The organism is Enterococcus sp. AZ177 (assembly GCF_050544585.1).
In the GTDB taxonomy this organism is placed as follows: Bacteria; Bacillota; Bacilli; order Lactobacillales; family Enterococcaceae; genus Enterococcus_L; species Enterococcus_L plantarum.
Window position 1 is genome coordinate 646,846 of the sequence record NZ_CP172944.1, and the last position, 16,960, is coordinate 663,805.

Annotated in this window: 18 protein-coding genes, 1 tRNA gene and 1 pseudogene; 16 read left to right on the forward strand and 4 right to left on the reverse strand. The window is 34.5% G+C overall.

Features of this window, described 5'->3' with window-relative positions:
* Positions 1-12 precede the first annotated feature (12 nt).
* Genes nrdE through nrdH form a run of 3 tightly spaced genes read right to left on the reverse strand, consistent with a single transcriptional unit; the run spans position 13 to position 2,756 of the window.
* A complete protein-coding gene (gene nrdE, locus IGJ34_RS03105; protein ID WP_069653729.1) occupies positions 13-2,172 on the reverse strand; it encodes a class 1b ribonucleoside-diphosphate reductase subunit alpha in 2,160 nt (719 codons plus the stop codon).
* A complete protein-coding gene (gene nrdI, locus IGJ34_RS03110; RefSeq protein ID WP_069653709.1) occupies positions 2,153-2,530 on the reverse strand; it encodes a class Ib ribonucleoside-diphosphate reductase assembly flavoprotein NrdI in 378 nt (125 codons plus the stop codon). The genes nrdE and nrdI overlap by 20 nt, the downstream gene beginning before the upstream one ends.
* Before the next feature lies 1 nt (position 2,531).
* Positions 2,532-2,756 (reverse strand): glutaredoxin-like protein NrdH, encoded by a 225-nt coding sequence (nrdH, locus tag IGJ34_RS03115; RefSeq protein WP_069653710.1) that lies wholly within the window; start codon positions 2,754-2,756, stop codon positions 2,532-2,534.
* 483 nt (positions 2,757-3,239) lie between these two features.
* Here nrdH and IGJ34_RS03120 point away from each other — a divergent pair, with 483 nt between their 5' ends.
* From IGJ34_RS03120 to IGJ34_RS03135, 4 genes are all read left to right on the forward strand, one after another.
* On the forward strand, positions 3,240-3,707 hold the full coding sequence (locus IGJ34_RS03120) for a FeoA family protein (RefSeq protein WP_069653711.1): 468 nt from the start codon (positions 3,240-3,242) through the stop codon (positions 3,705-3,707).
* Between the two features lie 3 nt (positions 3,708-3,710).
* Positions 3,711-5,864, forward strand: coding sequence for a ferrous iron transport protein B (gene feoB, locus IGJ34_RS03125; protein ID WP_430598105.1), 2,154 nt, complete (start codon positions 3,711-3,713; stop codon positions 5,862-5,864).
* A gap of 4 nt (positions 5,865-5,868) precedes the next feature.
* Positions 5,869-6,000, forward strand: coding sequence for a FeoB-associated Cys-rich membrane protein (locus IGJ34_RS03130; RefSeq protein ID WP_083241740.1), 132 nt, complete (start codon positions 5,869-5,871; stop codon positions 5,998-6,000).
* A gap of 110 nt (positions 6,001-6,110) precedes the next feature.
* Positions 6,111-6,183, forward strand: a tRNA-Lys gene (locus tag IGJ34_RS03135).
* A 99-nt stretch (positions 6,184-6,282) separates the two neighbouring features.
* Here IGJ34_RS03135 and IGJ34_RS03140 read toward each other — a convergent pair.
* Positions 6,283-6,447 (reverse strand): annotated as a pseudogene (locus IGJ34_RS03140) (tyrosine-type recombinase/integrase); the annotation flags it as partial.
* A gap of 336 nt (positions 6,448-6,783) precedes the next feature.
* On the opposite strand from IGJ34_RS03140, the gene IGJ34_RS03145 reads away from it, so the two are divergent.
* The 12 genes from IGJ34_RS03145 (at position 6,784) to IGJ34_RS03200 (ending at position 16,306) form a co-directional block, all read left to right on the forward strand.
* Positions 6,784-7,035, forward strand: coding sequence for a hypothetical protein (locus IGJ34_RS03145; protein WP_111247007.1), 252 nt, complete (start codon positions 6,784-6,786; stop codon positions 7,033-7,035).
* An 11-nt stretch (positions 7,036-7,046) separates the two neighbouring features.
* Positions 7,047-7,400, forward strand: a complete 354-nt coding sequence (locus IGJ34_RS03150; RefSeq protein ID WP_430598106.1) for a hypothetical protein — start codon at positions 7,047-7,049, stop codon at positions 7,398-7,400.
* On the forward strand, positions 7,391-8,929 hold the full coding sequence (locus IGJ34_RS03155) for an EndoU domain-containing protein (protein ID WP_430598107.1): 1,539 nt from the start codon (positions 7,391-7,393) through the stop codon (positions 8,927-8,929). Before IGJ34_RS03150 ends, IGJ34_RS03155 begins: the two co-directional genes overlap by 10 nt.
* 26 nt (positions 8,930-8,955) lie before the next feature.
* Entirely contained in the window at positions 8,956-9,267 is a 312-nt protein-coding gene (locus IGJ34_RS03160; protein WP_111247395.1) for a hypothetical protein, read from the forward strand.
* A gap of 422 nt (positions 9,268-9,689) precedes the next feature.
* A complete protein-coding gene (locus IGJ34_RS03165; RefSeq protein WP_430598108.1) occupies positions 9,690-10,121 on the forward strand; it encodes a pre-toxin TG domain-containing protein in 432 nt (143 codons plus the stop codon).
* Between the two features lie 483 nt (positions 10,122-10,604).
* On the forward strand, positions 10,605-10,787 hold the full coding sequence (locus tag IGJ34_RS03170) for a hypothetical protein (protein WP_258379399.1): 183 nt from the start codon (positions 10,605-10,607) through the stop codon (positions 10,785-10,787).
* A 548-nt stretch (positions 10,788-11,335) separates the two neighbouring features.
* A complete protein-coding gene (locus IGJ34_RS03175; RefSeq protein WP_430598109.1) occupies positions 11,336-11,743 on the forward strand; it encodes a DUF2712 domain-containing protein in 408 nt (135 codons plus the stop codon).
* Between the two features lie 64 nt (positions 11,744-11,807).
* Positions 11,808-12,584, forward strand: a complete 777-nt coding sequence (locus IGJ34_RS03180; protein WP_430598110.1) for a hypothetical protein — start codon at positions 11,808-11,810, stop codon at positions 12,582-12,584.
* A 648-nt stretch (positions 12,585-13,232) separates the two neighbouring features.
* The gene (locus tag IGJ34_RS03185) at positions 13,233-13,889 is read left to right on the forward strand and encodes a hypothetical protein (protein WP_206850736.1); all 657 of its coding nucleotides are present in this window, start codon (positions 13,233-13,235) and stop codon (positions 13,887-13,889) included.
* Positions 13,890-13,898: 9 nt separating this feature from the next.
* Entirely contained in the window at positions 13,899-14,525 is a 627-nt protein-coding gene (locus IGJ34_RS03190) for an ABC transporter ATP-binding protein (RefSeq protein WP_069653716.1), read from the forward strand.
* On the forward strand, positions 14,522-15,154 hold the full coding sequence (locus tag IGJ34_RS03195; protein WP_069653717.1) for a hypothetical protein: 633 nt from the start codon (positions 14,522-14,524) through the stop codon (positions 15,152-15,154). Before IGJ34_RS03190 ends, IGJ34_RS03195 begins: the two co-directional genes overlap by 4 nt.
* Positions 15,155-15,436: 282 nt before the next feature.
* Complete coding sequence (locus IGJ34_RS03200; RefSeq protein WP_430598111.1) at positions 15,437-16,306, forward strand: hypothetical protein; 870 nt, start codon at positions 15,437-15,439, stop codon at positions 16,304-16,306.
* Positions 16,307-16,960: the final 654 nt, after the last annotated feature.

A 16,960-nucleotide genomic window follows, 5' to 3' on the forward strand; every position in this document is an offset into this window, starting at 1 on the left:
CTTTTTGCTTTTCTAAATGACACAACTTTCACATTGGTTACTGCCGATTTCTTCCGCATCATCTGTAAATGTTCTTACGTAATAAATTGATTTAACCCCTTTATGGAAAGCATAGTGACGTAAAATATTCAAATCACGAGTGGTTTGTTTCGGTGAATCTTTCCACTCATATAAACCTTCTGGAATCTCAGAACGCATAAACAAGGTTAAACTCATTCCTTGATCTACGTGTTGTTGTGCTGTTGCATAAACATCGATCACTTTACGCATATCCATGTCATATGCAGACGTGTAATAAGGAATTGTATCATTTGCTAGATAAGGAGCAGGGTAATAAATTTTACCGATTTTCTTTTCTTGGCGCTCTTCGATCATACGAGTGATAGGATGGATACTAGCACTTGTATCATTGATATAGGAGATAGAACCATTAGGTGCTACAGCTAAACGATTTTGGTGGTATAAACCATCTTGCTTCACTGCATCACGTAATTTTGCCCAGTCTTCAGATGTTGGAACAAAAATATCTTTGAAAATTTCTTTGACTTTATCCGATTGAGGAGTGAAATCTCCTTCAATATATTTATCGAAATAAGAACCATTAGCATAATCAGATTTTTCAAAGTTATGGAATGTTTCGTTGTATTGTTTAGCAATGTTATTGCTTTCTACTAGAGTCCAATAATTTAATAAAGTAAAGTAAACATTGGTGAAATCTAATGAGTCTTTTGAACCATATTCCATATGGTTTTTAGCAAAGAATGTATGGAGACCCATCGCACCAAGTCCAATTGTATGGCTTAATCTATTTCCGTTTTGAATAGAAGGAACTACATCGATATCTGAAGCATCTGTAACAAATGTTAAGGCACGTGTCATAGCACGAACTGATTTACCAAAGTCAGGACTATCCATTAAGTTGACGATGTTCGTTGAACCTAGGTTACAGCTGATATCTGTCCCAAGTGTTTCATACTCTTGTTTGCCATTCAAAACAGATGGTGTTTGAACTTGTAAAATTTCTGAACATAAGTTACTCATGATGATTTTGCCATAAGCTGGATTGCTTCTATTGGCTGTATCAATATTGATGATATATGGGTAGCCAGATTCTTGTTGTAATTTAGAAATTTCATTTTCTAAGTCACGTGCTTTGATTTTACGTTTACGAATTTTTGGATTGGCAACTAGGTTGTCATATTCTTTTGTAATATCAACATAAGAGAACGGTACGCCATATTCACGTTCTACACTATATGGGCTGAATAAATACATATCTTCATTATTGCGAGCTAATTCATAAAATTTATCAGGAACCACAACACCTAAAGATAATGTCTTCACACGAACTTTTTCATCCGCATTTTCTTTTTTTGTAGATAGAAACATTTCGATATCTGGATGAAAAACGTTTAGATACACAACTCCAGCACCTTGACGTTGACCTAATTGATTAGAATAGCTAAAACTATCTTCGAACAATTTCATAACAGGAACCACGCCGCTGGCAGCTCCTTCGTATCCTTTGATCGGAGCACCTGCTTCACGTAAGTTTGCTAATGTGATACCCACACCGCCACCAATACGTGATAATTGTAAAGCGGAGTTGATTGAACGGCCGATACTGTTCATGTCATCTGTTACTTGGATCAAGAAACAAGAAACAAGCTCACCGCGACGTTTACGCCCAGCATTCAAGAAAGAAGGCGTTGCAGGTTGGTAACGTTGATGAATCATTTCATCAGCTAAAATTAAAGCTAATTCTTCATTGCCATCAGCGAAATATAATGCATTAAAAGCGACACGATCTTCATAACTTTCTAAGTATTCAGTTCCTTCGTTGTTTTTAAGCGCATATTGTGAATAAAACTTGTAAGCGGCCATGAATGATTTGAATTCAAACTGCTGTTCATCAAGAAATGTGTATAATTGTTCAATAAAAGCCATAGAATATTTTTCGATAAAGGCGGTTTCTAAATAATCATTGTCGATCAAGTAATTGATTTTTTCTTCTATAGTATTGAAGGTTCTTGTGTTAGGAAGAACATTTTCTTTGAAGAAAGCTTCCAAAGCTTCTTTATCCTTATGTAAAGGAATTTGTCCATCAACGGGACGGTTGATCTCGTTATTCAGCTTAAAATAGCTAACATCTTTAATTTCTTTTAGACTCAAGTTCATTCACTACTTTCTTAAAGGATTCCACGTCTTCGTTCGTACCGCTAAATTCAAATGCAAAAAGCATCGGAACGTTGTAATCACGTGCTATGTCTTTGGCTGTATATACAAATAATTCTGCGAAATTAAGGTTGCCGCCTCCTGCAACGCCTTGTAAGTTTTCTCGATTACTTTTGTAATCAAGAAAATCGTTCACTACTTCAGTGATCTCTTGGTCATAAGTAGGAACGACTAGAACAAAAGGCTCATTTATCTCAAAAAAAGGATTCGCAGGCTCAATTTCGTAAGCTGCTAAATCCAATTTTTTAATGAAGCGTCTGGTTTGTCCAGTGACTGAAAAATAAACAATTTTCATTTTAGCTAGCCAATTGTTTTAATTGATCAGGACGAAATCCTACAACTGTTGTAGCGTCAGAAGTGATAACCGGAACACTTTGAAATCCTTGTTCTTTTAACCATTCGATCGCGTCTGGTTGGATATCGATATTTACTTCTTCAAATGCTATATTATTCTCGCTCAAAAAGCGTTTTGCCATTTTACATTGGATACAATTATTTTTAGAAAAGATTTTTACGTTCATTTTTAATTCCCCCTCAATTAGTTTACTTCACTAGTATAAATCTCTCACGAAAAAAGTCAACAGTTAGGCACTACATATTGTGGTTGTTTTTTGTCTGAATACCATGTTTTGTGTTTTTGAAAGAAATATGAAAGCTCGTAATCTCTAGATTTAGGCGACTTTTCAAGCTGTTTTTGTGCTAAAAAAAGAAATTTATTAAATTTTGAATTAGAAAATATGGGAGCTAAAGCACAAGATATAGTGGTGAATGAAAGTAAGACACACTACAAAAATTGAGGCAAATCAGCGTGGAGAGTATTTTCTTACTATAGGTAGAAAGAACATTGATTTAAGTCTCACAAAAAGGTATACTTGATGAGAACGATTATCAGTATCAATGGGAGAATGATTGAAACTTTTTCACAATAGTTCGCTTTAAACAGGGAAAAGATTGGGATGAATTATGTTACAAGATACTGGCTTTTAAAATAGGAGGATCACTAAATGTTGACATTGGCACAAGCAAAGTTGAATAAGGTTTATACAATTGAAGGAATTCAAGCGGAAGGTTTTGCCAAGAAACATCTAAATAACCTTGGTTTTGTCTCAGGAGGAAAAGTGGTATTGGTGAATTATTCTAGGGAGAATGGGATCGTTTTGCTACATAATAGTCGAATTGCGATTAATGTATCTGTATTGCAGCAGATTACAATAGTAGAAAAAAGTATCAATGAGGAAAATTGGCTATCGCTCGATCAATTAACAGTGGGGGAGAAAGCTCGCGTCATTGGGATTCATGGACAAGGTGCTGTTAAAAGACGATTAATGGATATGGGACTAACAAAAGGGGTGGATTTACTAGTCAGAAAAATGGCGCCTTTAGGGGACCCGATTGAAATCAATCTTCGTGGATACGAATTAACGTTAAGAAAAAATGAAGCAGAACTAGTCTTGGTGCAGAAAGAAGGATAAGGAATGGAAGAACGGCATATTGCGTTGACAGGAAATCCCAATAGTGGGAAAACAACGACATTCAATGCGTTAACAGGCGCAAATCAATATGTAGGAAATTGGCCGGGTGTTACTGTTGAACGAAAAGAAGGAAAGCTTAAAAAAAATAAACAGATAACGATTCAGGATCTACCAGGTATTTATTCTCTATCTCCTTACACACCAGAAGAGGTGGTTGCCAGAGACTATTTACTAAGTGGTGACCCTGACGTGATTATTAATATCGTTGATGCTACAAATTTAGAACGAAACTTGTATCTGACAACTCAATTGATGGAAACTGGGATTCCCGTTGTTGTTGGGTTAAATATGATGGATATTTTAGATAAATCTGGGAAAAAAATCAATAGTGAAAAACTCGCTTATGGTTTAGGTGTGGATGTACTAGGAGTTAGCGCCCTAAAAAATCGAGGACTGGAGGCGTTGATAACAAAAGCAGTAAAAGAAACAGAAACCTTCCCAAAAGAATTTAACTATCCAACTTATGATAATCGTTTAGAAGCAGCCCTAAATGAAATTATAGCTGTTTTAGGGAACCGTGTACTGGAAAGACAAGCTCGGTGGTACAGTATCAAATTGTTTGAAAGAGATACTAGAGTCATAAAAGAGCTAGTATTGAGTTCAGCGCAGCAAGATGAAATAGAAGAAATTATTAAAATCACAGAACAAGTTTTCGGGGATGATAGTGAATCGATTGTCATTAATGAACGTTACGAATTCATTACTCGCTTAACGGCTCTGTGTTCTATCGAGAGAAATGAAATCACATTCAATACTAGTGATAAAATCGATCGAATCGTGACAAATCGTTGGTTGGCTTTACCCATTTTCGCTGTGATTATGTGGTTTGTTTATTATTTAGCAATTCAAACTGTAGGCACGATGGGGACTGACTGGATCAATGATGAATTGTTTGGAAATCTTGTTCCCAATACCGTTGAAGGTTTATTAGCTAATTGGCAAGTAGCACCTTGGATGCAACGTTTGATTTTAGATGGAATCATAGCTGGGGTGGGTGCTGTACTGGGATTTTTACCACAGTTAGCAGTGCTGTTTCTATGTTTAGGCTTCTTAGAAGATTGTGGCTATATGTCAAGAATTGCCTTTGTGATGGATCGCTTATTTAGAAAATTTGGGTTATCAGGAAAATCGTTTATCCCGATGCTGATTGCAACAGGTTGTGGCGTACCAGGTGTCATGGCTAGTCGTACGATCGAAAATGAAAAAGACCGTAAGATGACGATCATGGTTACTACGTTTATGCCCTGTTCAGCAAAACTACCAATCATTGCCTTGATTGCAGGTGCCTTTTTTCCAAAAAGTAGTTGGGTTTCTCCATCCGCTTATTTTATTGGGATCACAGCAATCGTATTATCGGGGATTGCATTGAAGAAAACACATTCGTTTTCAGGTGATCCAGCTCCATTTATCATGGAATTACCAGCGTATCATATGCCGCAATTACGTGGTGTTCTTCGTCACGCATACGATCGCAGTAAATCATTTGTGAAGAAAGCAGGAACAATTATTTTCGTGATGAGTATCATTATTTGGTTTACGTCTACCTATACGTTTACTTTGCAAGAAGCAGAAGCGGATCAAAGTATCTTAGCCAATTTAGGGAAAGTCATTGCACCAATATTCGCACCACTTGGCTGGGGCACTTGGCAGGGTGCAGTTGCTACGATAACAGGTTTAGTTGCAAAAGAAAACGTGATCGGTACATTTGGTATTTTATTCGGACATGTAGGGGAAGTCTCGGAGGATGGCGTGGAAGTTTGGTCTGCGTTACAAGGAGCCTTCACTCCAGTTGCGGCCTATTCATTTTTAGTCTTTAATCTATTGTGTGCCCCGTGTTTTGCAGCAATTGGTGCAATCAGAAGAGAGATGGGCAATTTGAAATGGACTTGGGGAGCGATTGGATATCAATGTGGTTTAGCGTATGTGGTTAGTTTTATTATTTATCAATTTGGGCATGTGATCTTTGAGAATGGTCATATTGGAGTGGGGATACTGATTGCAACACTACTATTGATTATCATGGGGTATTATTTAGTGAGAAAACCAAAGATAAAAGAAGAACCAGTTATTACAATGGCAACGTTAGAAAGAGGGTAAAAACATGGCCACGTTTATTTTAGCAGTAATGATTTTTGGCGCAGCTGGATATGTTATCTATTCTCGAATCAAAAAAGGAGAGAGCTGTGATGATTGTCACACCACATGTCCTGTAAAAAAAGAACAAGGAGAGTAAAAAAGTTAGGTATAATGAGATAAACCAGTCGTAACTTATTTCGTTGTATCTGACGTTTTTTCTTGAATAAACAACTTTCAAGTGCTACACTATTTAAGTACTAATTATTTGGGTCGTTAGCTCAGTTGGTAGAGCAGCTGACTCTTAATCAGCGGGTCATGGGTTCGAGCCCCTTACGACCCATTGGGTGCCAAACCCTTGGAAGGATAAACGTCGGTGCGAAAGCATTTCGAAGACGTTTATGCCTTCCGTTTTTTTATTTGAATACGGTTTTGAATACAATTAGATAACACTCATATAGTTTGCAAACTTTTGTGCAGTCTCATCTTTAGTCTTCTTAGTTACATGGGTGTAAGTATTTATCGTTGTTTTTATATCGCTGTGTCCCAAACGTTCTTTTACCTCTGGAATAGAGGCACCTGCTTCAAAAAGTAAGCTACAATGAGTAAAAGAACACCTAAAGGATGTTCCTATTAAAGGATATCTTTTAGGTGTTTTATTTTTGGTATCACAACAAATTAATGCGTTGATTAATATAAAGCAATCAAAATGAATTTAGAAGCTATTTAATACAAGCAAATGTGAGTTTAGGAGATTAATAAAAAACTGTAGTATAAACAATTAAACTGATAATTCTAATATAATCTACAAACAGAGTAAAATTATCAACTATCTTAAGAAAAATGAATGAAATAAGTAAAAAAAATTTTCTAACGAATGTCAGATATCTTGATTATATGGTAAAATTAATTTGAACTACGCTCAAGATTAAGGAGGGAACGAATGGTGAATATTGCTTCAGATGTTGGAGCTGCTACTAGAGCAACCACAGGAATTAACGCTGTATCTGTAAATAAAGGAACTCACGTTTCTCTGGGTAAAAGCAACATCAGTAGTATGAAAAAAGGAACAGAAGTGACGAATCAATTACTATCGGATTTATCGCAACTAGTTGATTGTGTGAAAGAACAGAGTCAGAAATTTCCAAAGATAGCTGAAATCATGGCAATTGAAGATAGTAAGATCAAGTTTTAAGGGGTTGTAGCATGGATAAGAATGAACAAGAACGAGCAACATATAATCGTTTAATCATCGAGAAGGAAAACAGCGTTGATAACTTAAAAAATGACCAACGAAAAATAGAAGATAGTTTGCAACAGTTGCAAGATGATTTACAGAGAGGGTATCGCACACTTAGCATGCTAAATGATGAAGAGTTTCGTGAAAACCCAGAAAACCTTCGATTACAAAGAAAAACCGAAGAACAAGAACACTTTTTTAAACGTCAATTAAGCGAAGCTGTGGAAGAACTCTCTGAAAGTTATACGAAACAAAGAAAAGTTCTCGATGATGAAACCGAAGAGCTCTATAGAAAAAGAGGTGAAATTCCTTGGGATTAATTTATTCTAGCTCGGACTCAGCACAATTAATCAGTGCATTAAAAAAGAATCTCCAAAGTGGGAAAGAGGCTTCTCAACAACTAAAAGCAGGTAGTCAAAAAGTGATTGCTGCAGTAGATGGCAAAACGCTCTCTGGTGCTGCTTATACCGCAGGAAAAGGTCTCTTTAGTGACTTAGTTTTACCGACTATTAGTAAAGTAACATCAGCGATGGATCGTATTGAGCAAGAGCTACAAACATATACTAACGCTGATCAGAACATATCAAGTGAAGGAACGCTAGATGAAGATAAGCTGAATCAACAAATTGCGACAAAAAAAGCAATGAAAGCGTCCGTTGACGCTTCTGCAGCAGTTGCTAGAGCGTTGTCGAGAAATAATCCTGTTGCGAAAGTCTTAGATGCCTTGTTGGATGTTCAAAACAAGCTGAATCGTATATCGAATACGTTTGAAGAGGATATCCGAGAATTACAAAAGAAGGTAGAAAAGCTGCATCAGTTTTCTTCACAAACGAATAGTCTTTTTGCCACTAGCTTAAACGATATGAAGATTGCCATGCAAGGTGTCATGATACTGAATAATACAGTTGTTAATCGTGACGGGACATATCAACTGCCAAAAGGAACAGATAAGAGTTGGTTTAATCAACTGAAAGAAAAGGATCTCAATGAGGATAGACAACCAGATGTAGGTGATCGAGAATACAGATTAATTGATTTAGGGTATGGTAAAATGTGGATGTGGGTGAAAAAAGGAAAGACGTCCGCCACTGCCGCAGATATTGATGTAACTCTTGCCTATAATAAATGGCTTAGCCGAATGATTGATAAATATGGCTTAAGTTTCATTCAAGGCAATCGCCAAAAAGGTGTGGATGAATTATTCTATGAGCAAAATGCGACCCTGATAAAAGAATTAGCTACGGGGATTGATAGTGTGACAGGGAAGAAACTAACTCAAGCGGAAATGCTTGGAAAAGCTTCCTTGTTAGCGAATAGCATGATTACAATCGGTGTGATGGCCAAAGGCGTAATTAATGTAGGAAAAACGCAAAATGTTAAACTTAGAAATACTAATAAGAAAGCCAGTGGAGCTAAAGTTCCTAAAGTTGAAATTCCAGAACAAAGTTTGAAACATGCCGATGTCGGAGATTTTACTGTCAATCCTTCTACAGGAAAAGTGTCTAAAATGAAAGGTGGCGGACATGGTCAATCTAACATTGATTTCCTAAAAGAAAATGGTTTTGAAGTAAATATTGAAAAAACTTATCCTAATGGTGTTAGAACTGGAAATGTACCACACCATAAAACACCATCTAAACGTACTGGAACAGGACAATCATGGTTTCCAGAAAATTGGACAAGTAAAGATATAGAGACTGCAGGACAACAGATTGCTAGCCAACCAAACTTTGCAAGTGCTAAAAATGGTGAAGTTATTTTTGGAGATTATAATGGTGTACGAGTTGGTGTAATAAAAACTGATGGAAAAATTGGAACTATTTTTCCAGATGGTACAAAACAACCATAAATAATTATTTAATTGGGAGAAAAATTATGAATATATCTAATCAAATTAAAGAAAATTTAGAGAAACGAAGAAGTATAAATGAAGAAGATGATTTTGGACTTGAAAAAAGTTGGGCAAACTTGACCAATATTTTATCCATAAGTGAAGGTGAAACTATCAATTATTTGAAAAACTGTTCTAAAGAAGATGTGTTATTAATTAGTTCGGTTTTTGATGATGTTTCCGAAAAATTACAAAGCAGGAAATTTATTTCTTGTTTAAGAGAACTTGATAAAAAGTATCCTGATTTGAAATTAACATTTTTTATTGATGATGCTGAAAGTTACATTGAAAATTAAATGAAAAAGGCACTTTACTATCCGATTGGTGTCGAATAGTAAAGCCTTGGCTAGTAAGCTGTAACTCACTAATCAAGTTGCCAACGTCTAACAAAAGCTAGCTGTATTTATTGTACAAAAATTTAAAGGACTTTTCTAGTCTTTTTGAATGTTTATTTGAAGTATAGTAAGTTCAGTTATTAAAACGTTATTAGTGAGCGAAAAACACTAATAACGTTTTTTCGTGTATCAAAAATAAGGAGTGAAGAAAGAAGATTTTATAAAAAAAGAATTGAATGCTAAAGTAAACGTTGAACATGTTATTAATTTTCTAACGGAGTAAATAGTGCAGGCGTAGAAGCGACAAAAATGAAAGTCACGTTAGAAGATCTTTTAGGCAATAATTCACCTTAACGGACTATCTTCATGTAGAATATAACCAGATGAAGCCACAAATTGGCGAGGTCAGCTTTGAAGAGTACAAGAATATGGCTTTTTTGGACACGTCGTTTGACTACTACTCCAGAAATGAACAAGTAGAAGGCTTGGCAATGCTGATAGTGGTAAATGGCGCAAAGATAGCAGTAGGAGTGATGTTGCCATGGCCGATCATGGTTGTTGCTTGGGGACTGGCTTCAGGCGGAAAAGATATCAGTGACGCTGTGCGAGGGAAAGATCTGCTCACAGGTGAAGAGTTATCTACGAGAGAGCATATTTCACGAGGATTATCAGGAATTGTGGATGTAGCATTAGCAGCGTATGGCACGTACAAAGGGGTTCAAGTATTTAAAGGAACGAAAGGGGCTGTTGTTGGTAAGAAAGCCAGTAGGGCTAAAGCAACCTTAACACATGAGATAGTTAGAGGGACAACGTAAAGGAACTTCAAATCGAATTAACGGAGGACACTCACCAAATAACAATGATGCTAATCCAAATTTTGCCACGGAAACTATAAAAGTAAATCCAGATGGAACTAAAGTTATAAAATATACGAAGCAATTTCCAGATGGAAATATTTCAAAAATAAAAACAAGCACAATGTTTCCTAATGGCTAGTCAGATAAAAATATTATTTACTCTATTCATGAAGTTAGTAATTCCAATGCTATTGGATAACGGAGCAGCGATGGATTAATACTTCACAGAGGGAAAATTAACGGAGTAGAAATTGATGTAATGAATAAAGGGAACGAAATAATTTCTGACTATCCTGTTGGGGGAAAACCCACTCCACGATTTGACCCGATAAAATAGATTTAGAAAGGATAGTGCAAATGATGTTTGAAAAATTGGATAGCTATTTGCTAGATTTTATTAACGAAGATTCATCAGAAGACTTTTGATATGACTATGCTTTTATGCAAGCACAAGAATTATTGAATAATTTTACTCAAAGTGATTGGGAGGAAATGTATAAAAATATTGATGCTAATAGTGACTTATGGAAAATACGAGTAGCTTACTGTATTGATGAAGATGCAGGAATGAATGGTTTTATATTCCTTTTAAGTTTAAGGAATGATAGTGATGCTGTCATTTAGTATTCACTAGATTCACTGAGGTCATTTGATTCAGAAGAATATAAGAGCCTAATAAGTTCAAATGATATCTTAAAAATGAAAGCACAAAACCTACTAGAAAGTGCTAGTTCCCCAGTAAAAAAATGTTAGAAAATTTTTTGAAAATAAGCTGAATAAAACTAAATAAAAAGACACTGCACTCTCTAAATTAGAATCGAGCATTACAAGGATGAATAGTATGAATAAGTTGGAAGTGTCACCATTTGGTTTATGCATGCTTAAGAGTTAATCTTTCCATTAAAAAATAAAGTAGTTTTTACAAAGAATAATATAAAAAATGTTCTGATGGAGTTGGCAAATATTTAAGAGTTTTTAAAATAGTTACTTTATGGAGGGTTTGTATTTTCAATAAACCAACCTTTAAAACAAAATGAATGACTAAGTTGACTATTTTTATATTTGATGTTATGATAATTCTTTGGATTTTATTGGAATTCAATAATTTTAGTGGGATGAAAAATGAAAAAAAGGTACTAGGGTTAATGTCTTGTCTGTTAGTGATAATTTCAATGGGATTTACAGCAAAAGCTTATGCTGCTTACCAGACAAACTATATTGATTTTTCTTTTACAATTAAACCAAAGCAAAAAAATTCATACACAGAAACACGTTATCGACAAACGACTGATCGGGATAGAGCTTGGTTTACTCAATTAACTTCTTCTGGTGAGGGATGGATGACTTATACCCGTTTTTGGTTGGAGAAATCAAATGGTGAAAATGTCTCTAAGGCATACAATGTGCAAGCTGGAGGGGCTAAATCTTTCAATTCGGCTTATTCATCAGCGAGTAAACAGAGAGTAAGGTTAACAGCAGAAAATAATAATTACAACAATGCAAGTTACCCTTGTTACGGTAAATGGGATGAAGAGACTGCTTATATTATCTCTGGCAGACAACTATTACATCGTCCATAAAATAGTTAAGATTATTCTATAGTAGAGCATAAGCTCTACTATATTTTTGTAAAGGAGCTAAAAAATGAGTTATTTTTATAAACGTCTACTTAGCGATAAACGAAGTTGCTTTATCTTCCTATTTTTTTTTTCGTTAGTGTTACTCGATCCATTTTTATTGTATCAATCATTTGGTGGATATGACCCGAATTACTCCACGTTTTTGGCTGGGAATTCGGAAGGTCACTATGCTCAAATGTTAGTATTGTGGTTATTGCCTATATACCTAATATTCGGTACCAGTGCTTGGGTGCTTGCGGATGTTAATTCTGGAAATGTATTATCTGTAATAGGAAGAACTAATCGTAAATATTATTGGAAAGTATATAATCAAGTCAATTTTCTTTATGGATTTAGTTTGATATTTATACCAATGGTACTTAATTACGTATTTGTAACAATCATTTTTAGAAAAGAAACAACCGTTCCTTTTATGATTGAACAATCCGTAAAGCTAGTGGACTTTCAACGATTTTTTTATGATTCCATTCTTTGGGAGCTTAGCCACCCAGAACTGTCGAACATTCTACATATAACTATGGTTGCTTTGACGGCTGGATGTATGAGTGTCATGATTGCCACAATTAATATTTTTACTAAGTCGTTTTACTATACAGTTTTTATTGTTATTAGTCTTTGGTATCTGCTAATTAGTATTACCCCGTCTATCATGATTCTTTTTCAACCATTTACAGAATATTCTATTGCATCAAAAATGTTGTACTTTATCTCAAGTGTATTATTACTGACGGTCTGCCTGGTTATTCAAAAAAAATGGTGGTTACAATATGATTTTGTATAAAAAAAGTTTAACGGGAACGGGGATTCAAGTTATTATTCTACTTATGTTGTACAGTACTCAATTTTTGACCAAAATAAGTGATAAAAATAATGTTTTGGAACAGATGACAAACTACTTTTCTTATTACGATCTCTCACTTTTCATTCTTTTTTTGATACCGTTGTTGCTTTTTTCTTTGGCTGTTTTTGTACCAGATAATATTGTTTATAAAGATGTAAGGATGACAAAAAAGCGTCTATATTTCTGTAAGTGCCTTAGAATACTTCTTGAAATCAGCAAATTCTTAATAGTCTATTTTTTAATAGGTCTACCAGTATTTTTTATATTTCCTGACCGAATTGTGTTATCTGAATATACAAAGCAAACGCTGATTTTTTTTCTTATGTCTATTATTTCGGTTCAATTTTATATGTTGATTGAACTCATAAACGGAAGCAACAGGAAGTTCATGAATAGCTTTTTATCAGTATCTTTAATAATGGGCAGCTATTTTCTTTTTAAAGATTACTTTTCATTCTTTAATTTGAGTTATATTTATTATGTATTAAATGTTGAGACCAATAGTGTTATATATCTGCCGATATTAATAACCATTCCATTAGCTCAATGTATTCTGAATTATGAGCTATTTACCAGAAAGGATTTTTTATGAAGTATGTTGAAAGAATTGTTTTATTGCTATTATTTCTTTTTTTTGATGGCGATTTTAATTATCAGAAAGCAAATGATTTTTCATTAATTGTTGGTTTGTCTGAGAACTATTCATTAAAAGAACTTTTGTCATGGTTTTTGCTCTATAGTTATATGTATACAGGGTTGATACTTTCGTGTTTTCGTATAATAAATCAAACGTTTACTAGCTATTCTTTAGTTAGATATAAGCATCGTAAACAAGTGATGAACGATTATTTACAAAGAGTTTTTATTCATTTAATTCTTAATATAAGTACTATAGTTCTGGTTATTGCTATTAGAAAAACAGTAACGCCCAATTTGATCATTACAGGCGAATATTTAAGTCAATTCATAGTAATAGTTACGATAGGGTTATTTTCTACATTGATTCTTTTTGTTAGTAGAAATCTTTACTTTACCTTATTACTAGTGAATGCATACATTCTGGGAGCAGTCGTTTTTTCCAACGTATTTTCAACTATACCTATAGTGGGAGGGGTACTAAAATTTCCTTTTTACCTAACTAGAGTTGGGAGAGAAAGCTTTTCCTTTTTTTATTGGGCTATTTTATTAATAAGTATATTCATAGTAGCTCATTATGTCGCAGCAAAAAAAATAAATTATTTGTGAGGAATAGAAATGTTAGTTGTGGATCGTATTTCAAAAAAAATAAAGAAGTATTCTGTATTAAAAAACGTAAGTCTTACTTTCGAGGAAGGCCATGTTTACGGTTTGATTGGACAAAATGGTTCTGGAAAAACAATGTTATTACGTGCAATTTCAGGATTGATTCGCGTTCAAGAAGGCACGATTACTTATAATGATCAGATCTTAGGGAAAGATTTCGATTTTTTGCCAAGCTTAGGTTTGATTATTGAACATGAAGGTCTGGAACCATCTATCAGTGGAGTCAATAATTTAAAACTTCTTTCCGAAATTAACAAAATTGCCAATAAAAAAGATATAGATCTGGCTTTAACTAAGGTGGGACTGGATCCCAATGATCGAAGACCTGTAAAAAAATATTCATTAGGTATGAGACAAAAATTGATCATTGCTCAGGCTATATTTGAAAACCCAAAAGTATTATTGTTAGATGAACCAACGAATGGTCTGGATGATGACGCAATTGACAAATTTTATCAACTTATAGACGAACTGAAAACGAGTGGCAGAATCATTGTTATCGCGAGTCATAATAAAAAAGATATAGAAGAATTATGCGATACTATTGTTGTGATTAAAGATGGGAGTATTGTTTCATGAGAAAAATGTTTTTATTTATTGTATGTGCATGTTTGATTATTTTGGTTGGGAGAAGACTATACAATAATAACAGTTCATCCGATATTTTCACATATGAAAAAAATCCAGCAAAAAGAGTGGTTCTACAGAGGAATAGAACGTATACAGTTTTGTCGGATTCTGAGAAGTTATCTTCAGGATTTTATGATGTATCTGAGATTAGCAGCAAAGAGTTCTTTTTAGGGAATGAACATTTAAATCGAAAGGATGTTATAAATAATCAAGCATTCTATAATACGAACAAAGTTCAAACACCCAAAAACAGTTCAGTTCATTTAACGCCTTCAAAAGAAAAATATTTACCTATAGAAGAAGATAGAAGTATTCGTCTAAAAAATACTTATGGTCATTTTTTTATTCCAGATTCAATAAATGGCGAATACAAATTGGAAATTGTAGGAGAAGGTAAAGTTTTTTGTCAAATACAGGATATTAATGAAACAACAGGATTTATTAATAACGTTTTAGATGGTTTTGTATTTGATGATGCAACGGACGTTGTAAAGACGTTGGAAGCAGACACAATCATCTCATTCTTTAAAAAATCAGGTAAAGAGGATGTAGTTATAGCGATTAGTCCAATAACTTAATAGATATAATTGGCTATACATTTTAGACTGATTTTATTAAAGAGGATAAAACTCGTTTTAAACTATTGTGCATATAGTTTAAAATTAGTAGGTTATAGGTTCAAATCCCACGAGAATGGTATTCCTTCAGCGGCTTCGGGCGTTTAGAAGATGGAATATGCATTCTTTTTTTTGCTATTGTATCGTCCGAATATCCATCTTACTCATAATAATCTTTATGAAGTGAGTATTCTACTATTTAATGATAAACTAAAGAAAAGGAACATTTAGGAGGGGAAAAAAATGAGAAAGAAATTCATCTATTCATTTATATTACTAGCAGGTGTATCTCTAGCTGCTTGTGGAGGAAAAGGGCAAACAACCGAACGTTCAACGACAGCTAAAAGTACTGAAAAAACAAGTCAAACAACTACAGCGACGAGTAAAAACACCGAAAAATCTAGTACAACCCAAAAGTCATCTTCTTCTGCGAAAACTTCTGAAGCGAAAGAAAGTAAAGCGCCTGCAAAATCAGAAAATAACACACCGGAAAAACAAGCAGAGGCGGTTTTAGGGCAACTTAATCAAGAGTTTCCAAACAATTCATTGCCGCAAGCTATATTAACAAGTCAAACAGCAGAGTATTTAACTGCCGCAACGACAAGTACCGCTGATCAAGGAAACTTTAGAGTATTGTATTATGCTGAAGCTAATGCAATTGCAGTGAATGATCTCGCGGTCAATGAGTTGCAACCAATTGCATCATTCGAGAAAAAATCTTATGGATCAGATGCAGAAGCCGCCGCCGCTGTTAATCAAATTATTGATAATGGGGGAAATCCAATTGATCTTGGTTATGGAATCAAAGGCTATCAACAAGGTGCGGCAGGCTCTACTTTTCTATCGTGGCAAGAAGGCAATTGGAGTATGGTTGTCAGAGCTTCCAATATTGGAGGAGAAGTTGGTGAACCTTTAGCGAAAGAAGCCGTTGCATATTTAGAAACAGCGATGCTTCCAGCACCTCGAAATGTTGGACAGATTTCTTTAACAGCTAGCGTTAGCGATAGCTATCAGAACAATTCAGTTGTTTGGCAAAAAGGGACAATCGTCTATACGATCCAACACTTTGATGCTGTGCAAGCACTAAAAATGGCTGTATCGACAAATCAATAATTAGGATAACTAAGTTCAAATGAATATAAGTGAAGTATTAATCGGTTAATAAGAATTTCTACTAATCAAAAAATAATGAGGAAAGCCTTGGCCCTATTATTTTTTTAAGAACGATTGTTTTTCAAGGGAAAAATAAGCAGAATCATCATTGACGAAACATTCACTCATCTTGTACAATGAGTACATGATAGAAGTGAAATAATAAAATAAAAAAGGCACTTCACAGTTTGGTGGCCGCCAAACTACGAAGCCCTGAAAAGTCAGCAGACACTGACCGATCAAGTTGCCCTCGTCAATGCAAAAGCACTGACATGATTCATTGTACTCAATTTTTAGGAAAATATCTACCCCTAAAAATACACGAGATGATGAACATGCCAGCGTTTACTTATTGAACGATACAACGGTATTGGAAGGAATTCTGATACCGTTTTTTTATTTTTTTACTTCTATCTATTGTTTTTAATATCCTTGTTGATCGTACAACTATAATTTAAATAAGTACGATTTAAACTCTAGGGGATGTTGAATAAAGTTTACCACTATAGGCTTTTGATTTATCTATTGGGGAAGAAAATCAACGACTGAAAAAATGTGCTCATTTAAAATCAGAAGAAACTCTTTTAGCCTATAGTGGTATCTTTAAACATAAGT

Bases quoted from the DNA above. Each gene is read 5' to 3' on its own strand.
- IGJ34_RS03160 (WP_111247395.1), top strand. From the start codon at position 8,956: ATGAATATATCTAATCAAATTAAAGAAAATTTAGAGAAACGAAGAAGT.
- IGJ34_RS03170 (WP_258379399.1), top strand. From the start codon at position 10,605: ATGCAAGCACAAGAATTATTGAATAATTTTACTCAAAGTGATTGGGAG.
- IGJ34_RS03175 (WP_430598109.1), top strand. From the start codon at position 11,336: ATGGGATTTACAGCAAAAGCTTATGCTGCTTACCAGACAAACTATATT.
- nrdH (WP_069653710.1), bottom strand. From the start codon at position 2,756: ATGAACGTAAAAATCTTTTCTAAAAATAATTGTATCCAATGTAAAATG.
- IGJ34_RS03130 (WP_083241740.1), top strand. From the start codon at position 5,869: ATGGCCACGTTTATTTTAGCAGTAATGATTTTTGGCGCAGCTGGATAT.
- IGJ34_RS03190 (WP_069653716.1), top strand. From the start codon at position 13,899: ATGTTAGTTGTGGATCGTATTTCAAAAAAAATAAAGAAGTATTCTGTA.
- IGJ34_RS03150 (WP_430598106.1), top strand. From the start codon at position 7,047: ATGGATAAGAATGAACAAGAACGAGCAACATATAATCGTTTAATCATC.
- IGJ34_RS03145 (WP_111247007.1), top strand. From the start codon at position 6,784: ATGGTGAATATTGCTTCAGATGTTGGAGCTGCTACTAGAGCAACCACA.
- IGJ34_RS03185 (WP_206850736.1), top strand. From the start codon at position 13,233: ATGAAGTATGTTGAAAGAATTGTTTTATTGCTATTATTTCTTTTTTTT.
- IGJ34_RS03195 (WP_069653717.1), top strand. From the start codon at position 14,522: ATGAGAAAAATGTTTTTATTTATTGTATGTGCATGTTTGATTATTTTG.
- feoB (WP_430598105.1), top strand. From the start codon at position 3,711: ATGGAAGAACGGCATATTGCGTTGACAGGAAATCCCAATAGTGGGAAA.
- IGJ34_RS03120 (WP_069653711.1), top strand. From the start codon at position 3,240: ATGTTGACATTGGCACAAGCAAAGTTGAATAAGGTTTATACAATTGAA.
- IGJ34_RS03180 (WP_430598110.1), top strand. From the start codon at position 11,808: ATGAGTTATTTTTATAAACGTCTACTTAGCGATAAACGAAGTTGCTTT.
- nrdI (WP_069653709.1), bottom strand. From the start codon at position 2,530: ATGAAAATTGTTTATTTTTCAGTCACTGGACAAACCAGACGCTTCATT.
- IGJ34_RS03165 (WP_430598108.1), top strand. From the start codon at position 9,690: ATGAAGCCACAAATTGGCGAGGTCAGCTTTGAAGAGTACAAGAATATG.
- IGJ34_RS03200 (WP_430598111.1), top strand. From the start codon at position 15,437: ATGAGAAAGAAATTCATCTATTCATTTATATTACTAGCAGGTGTATCT.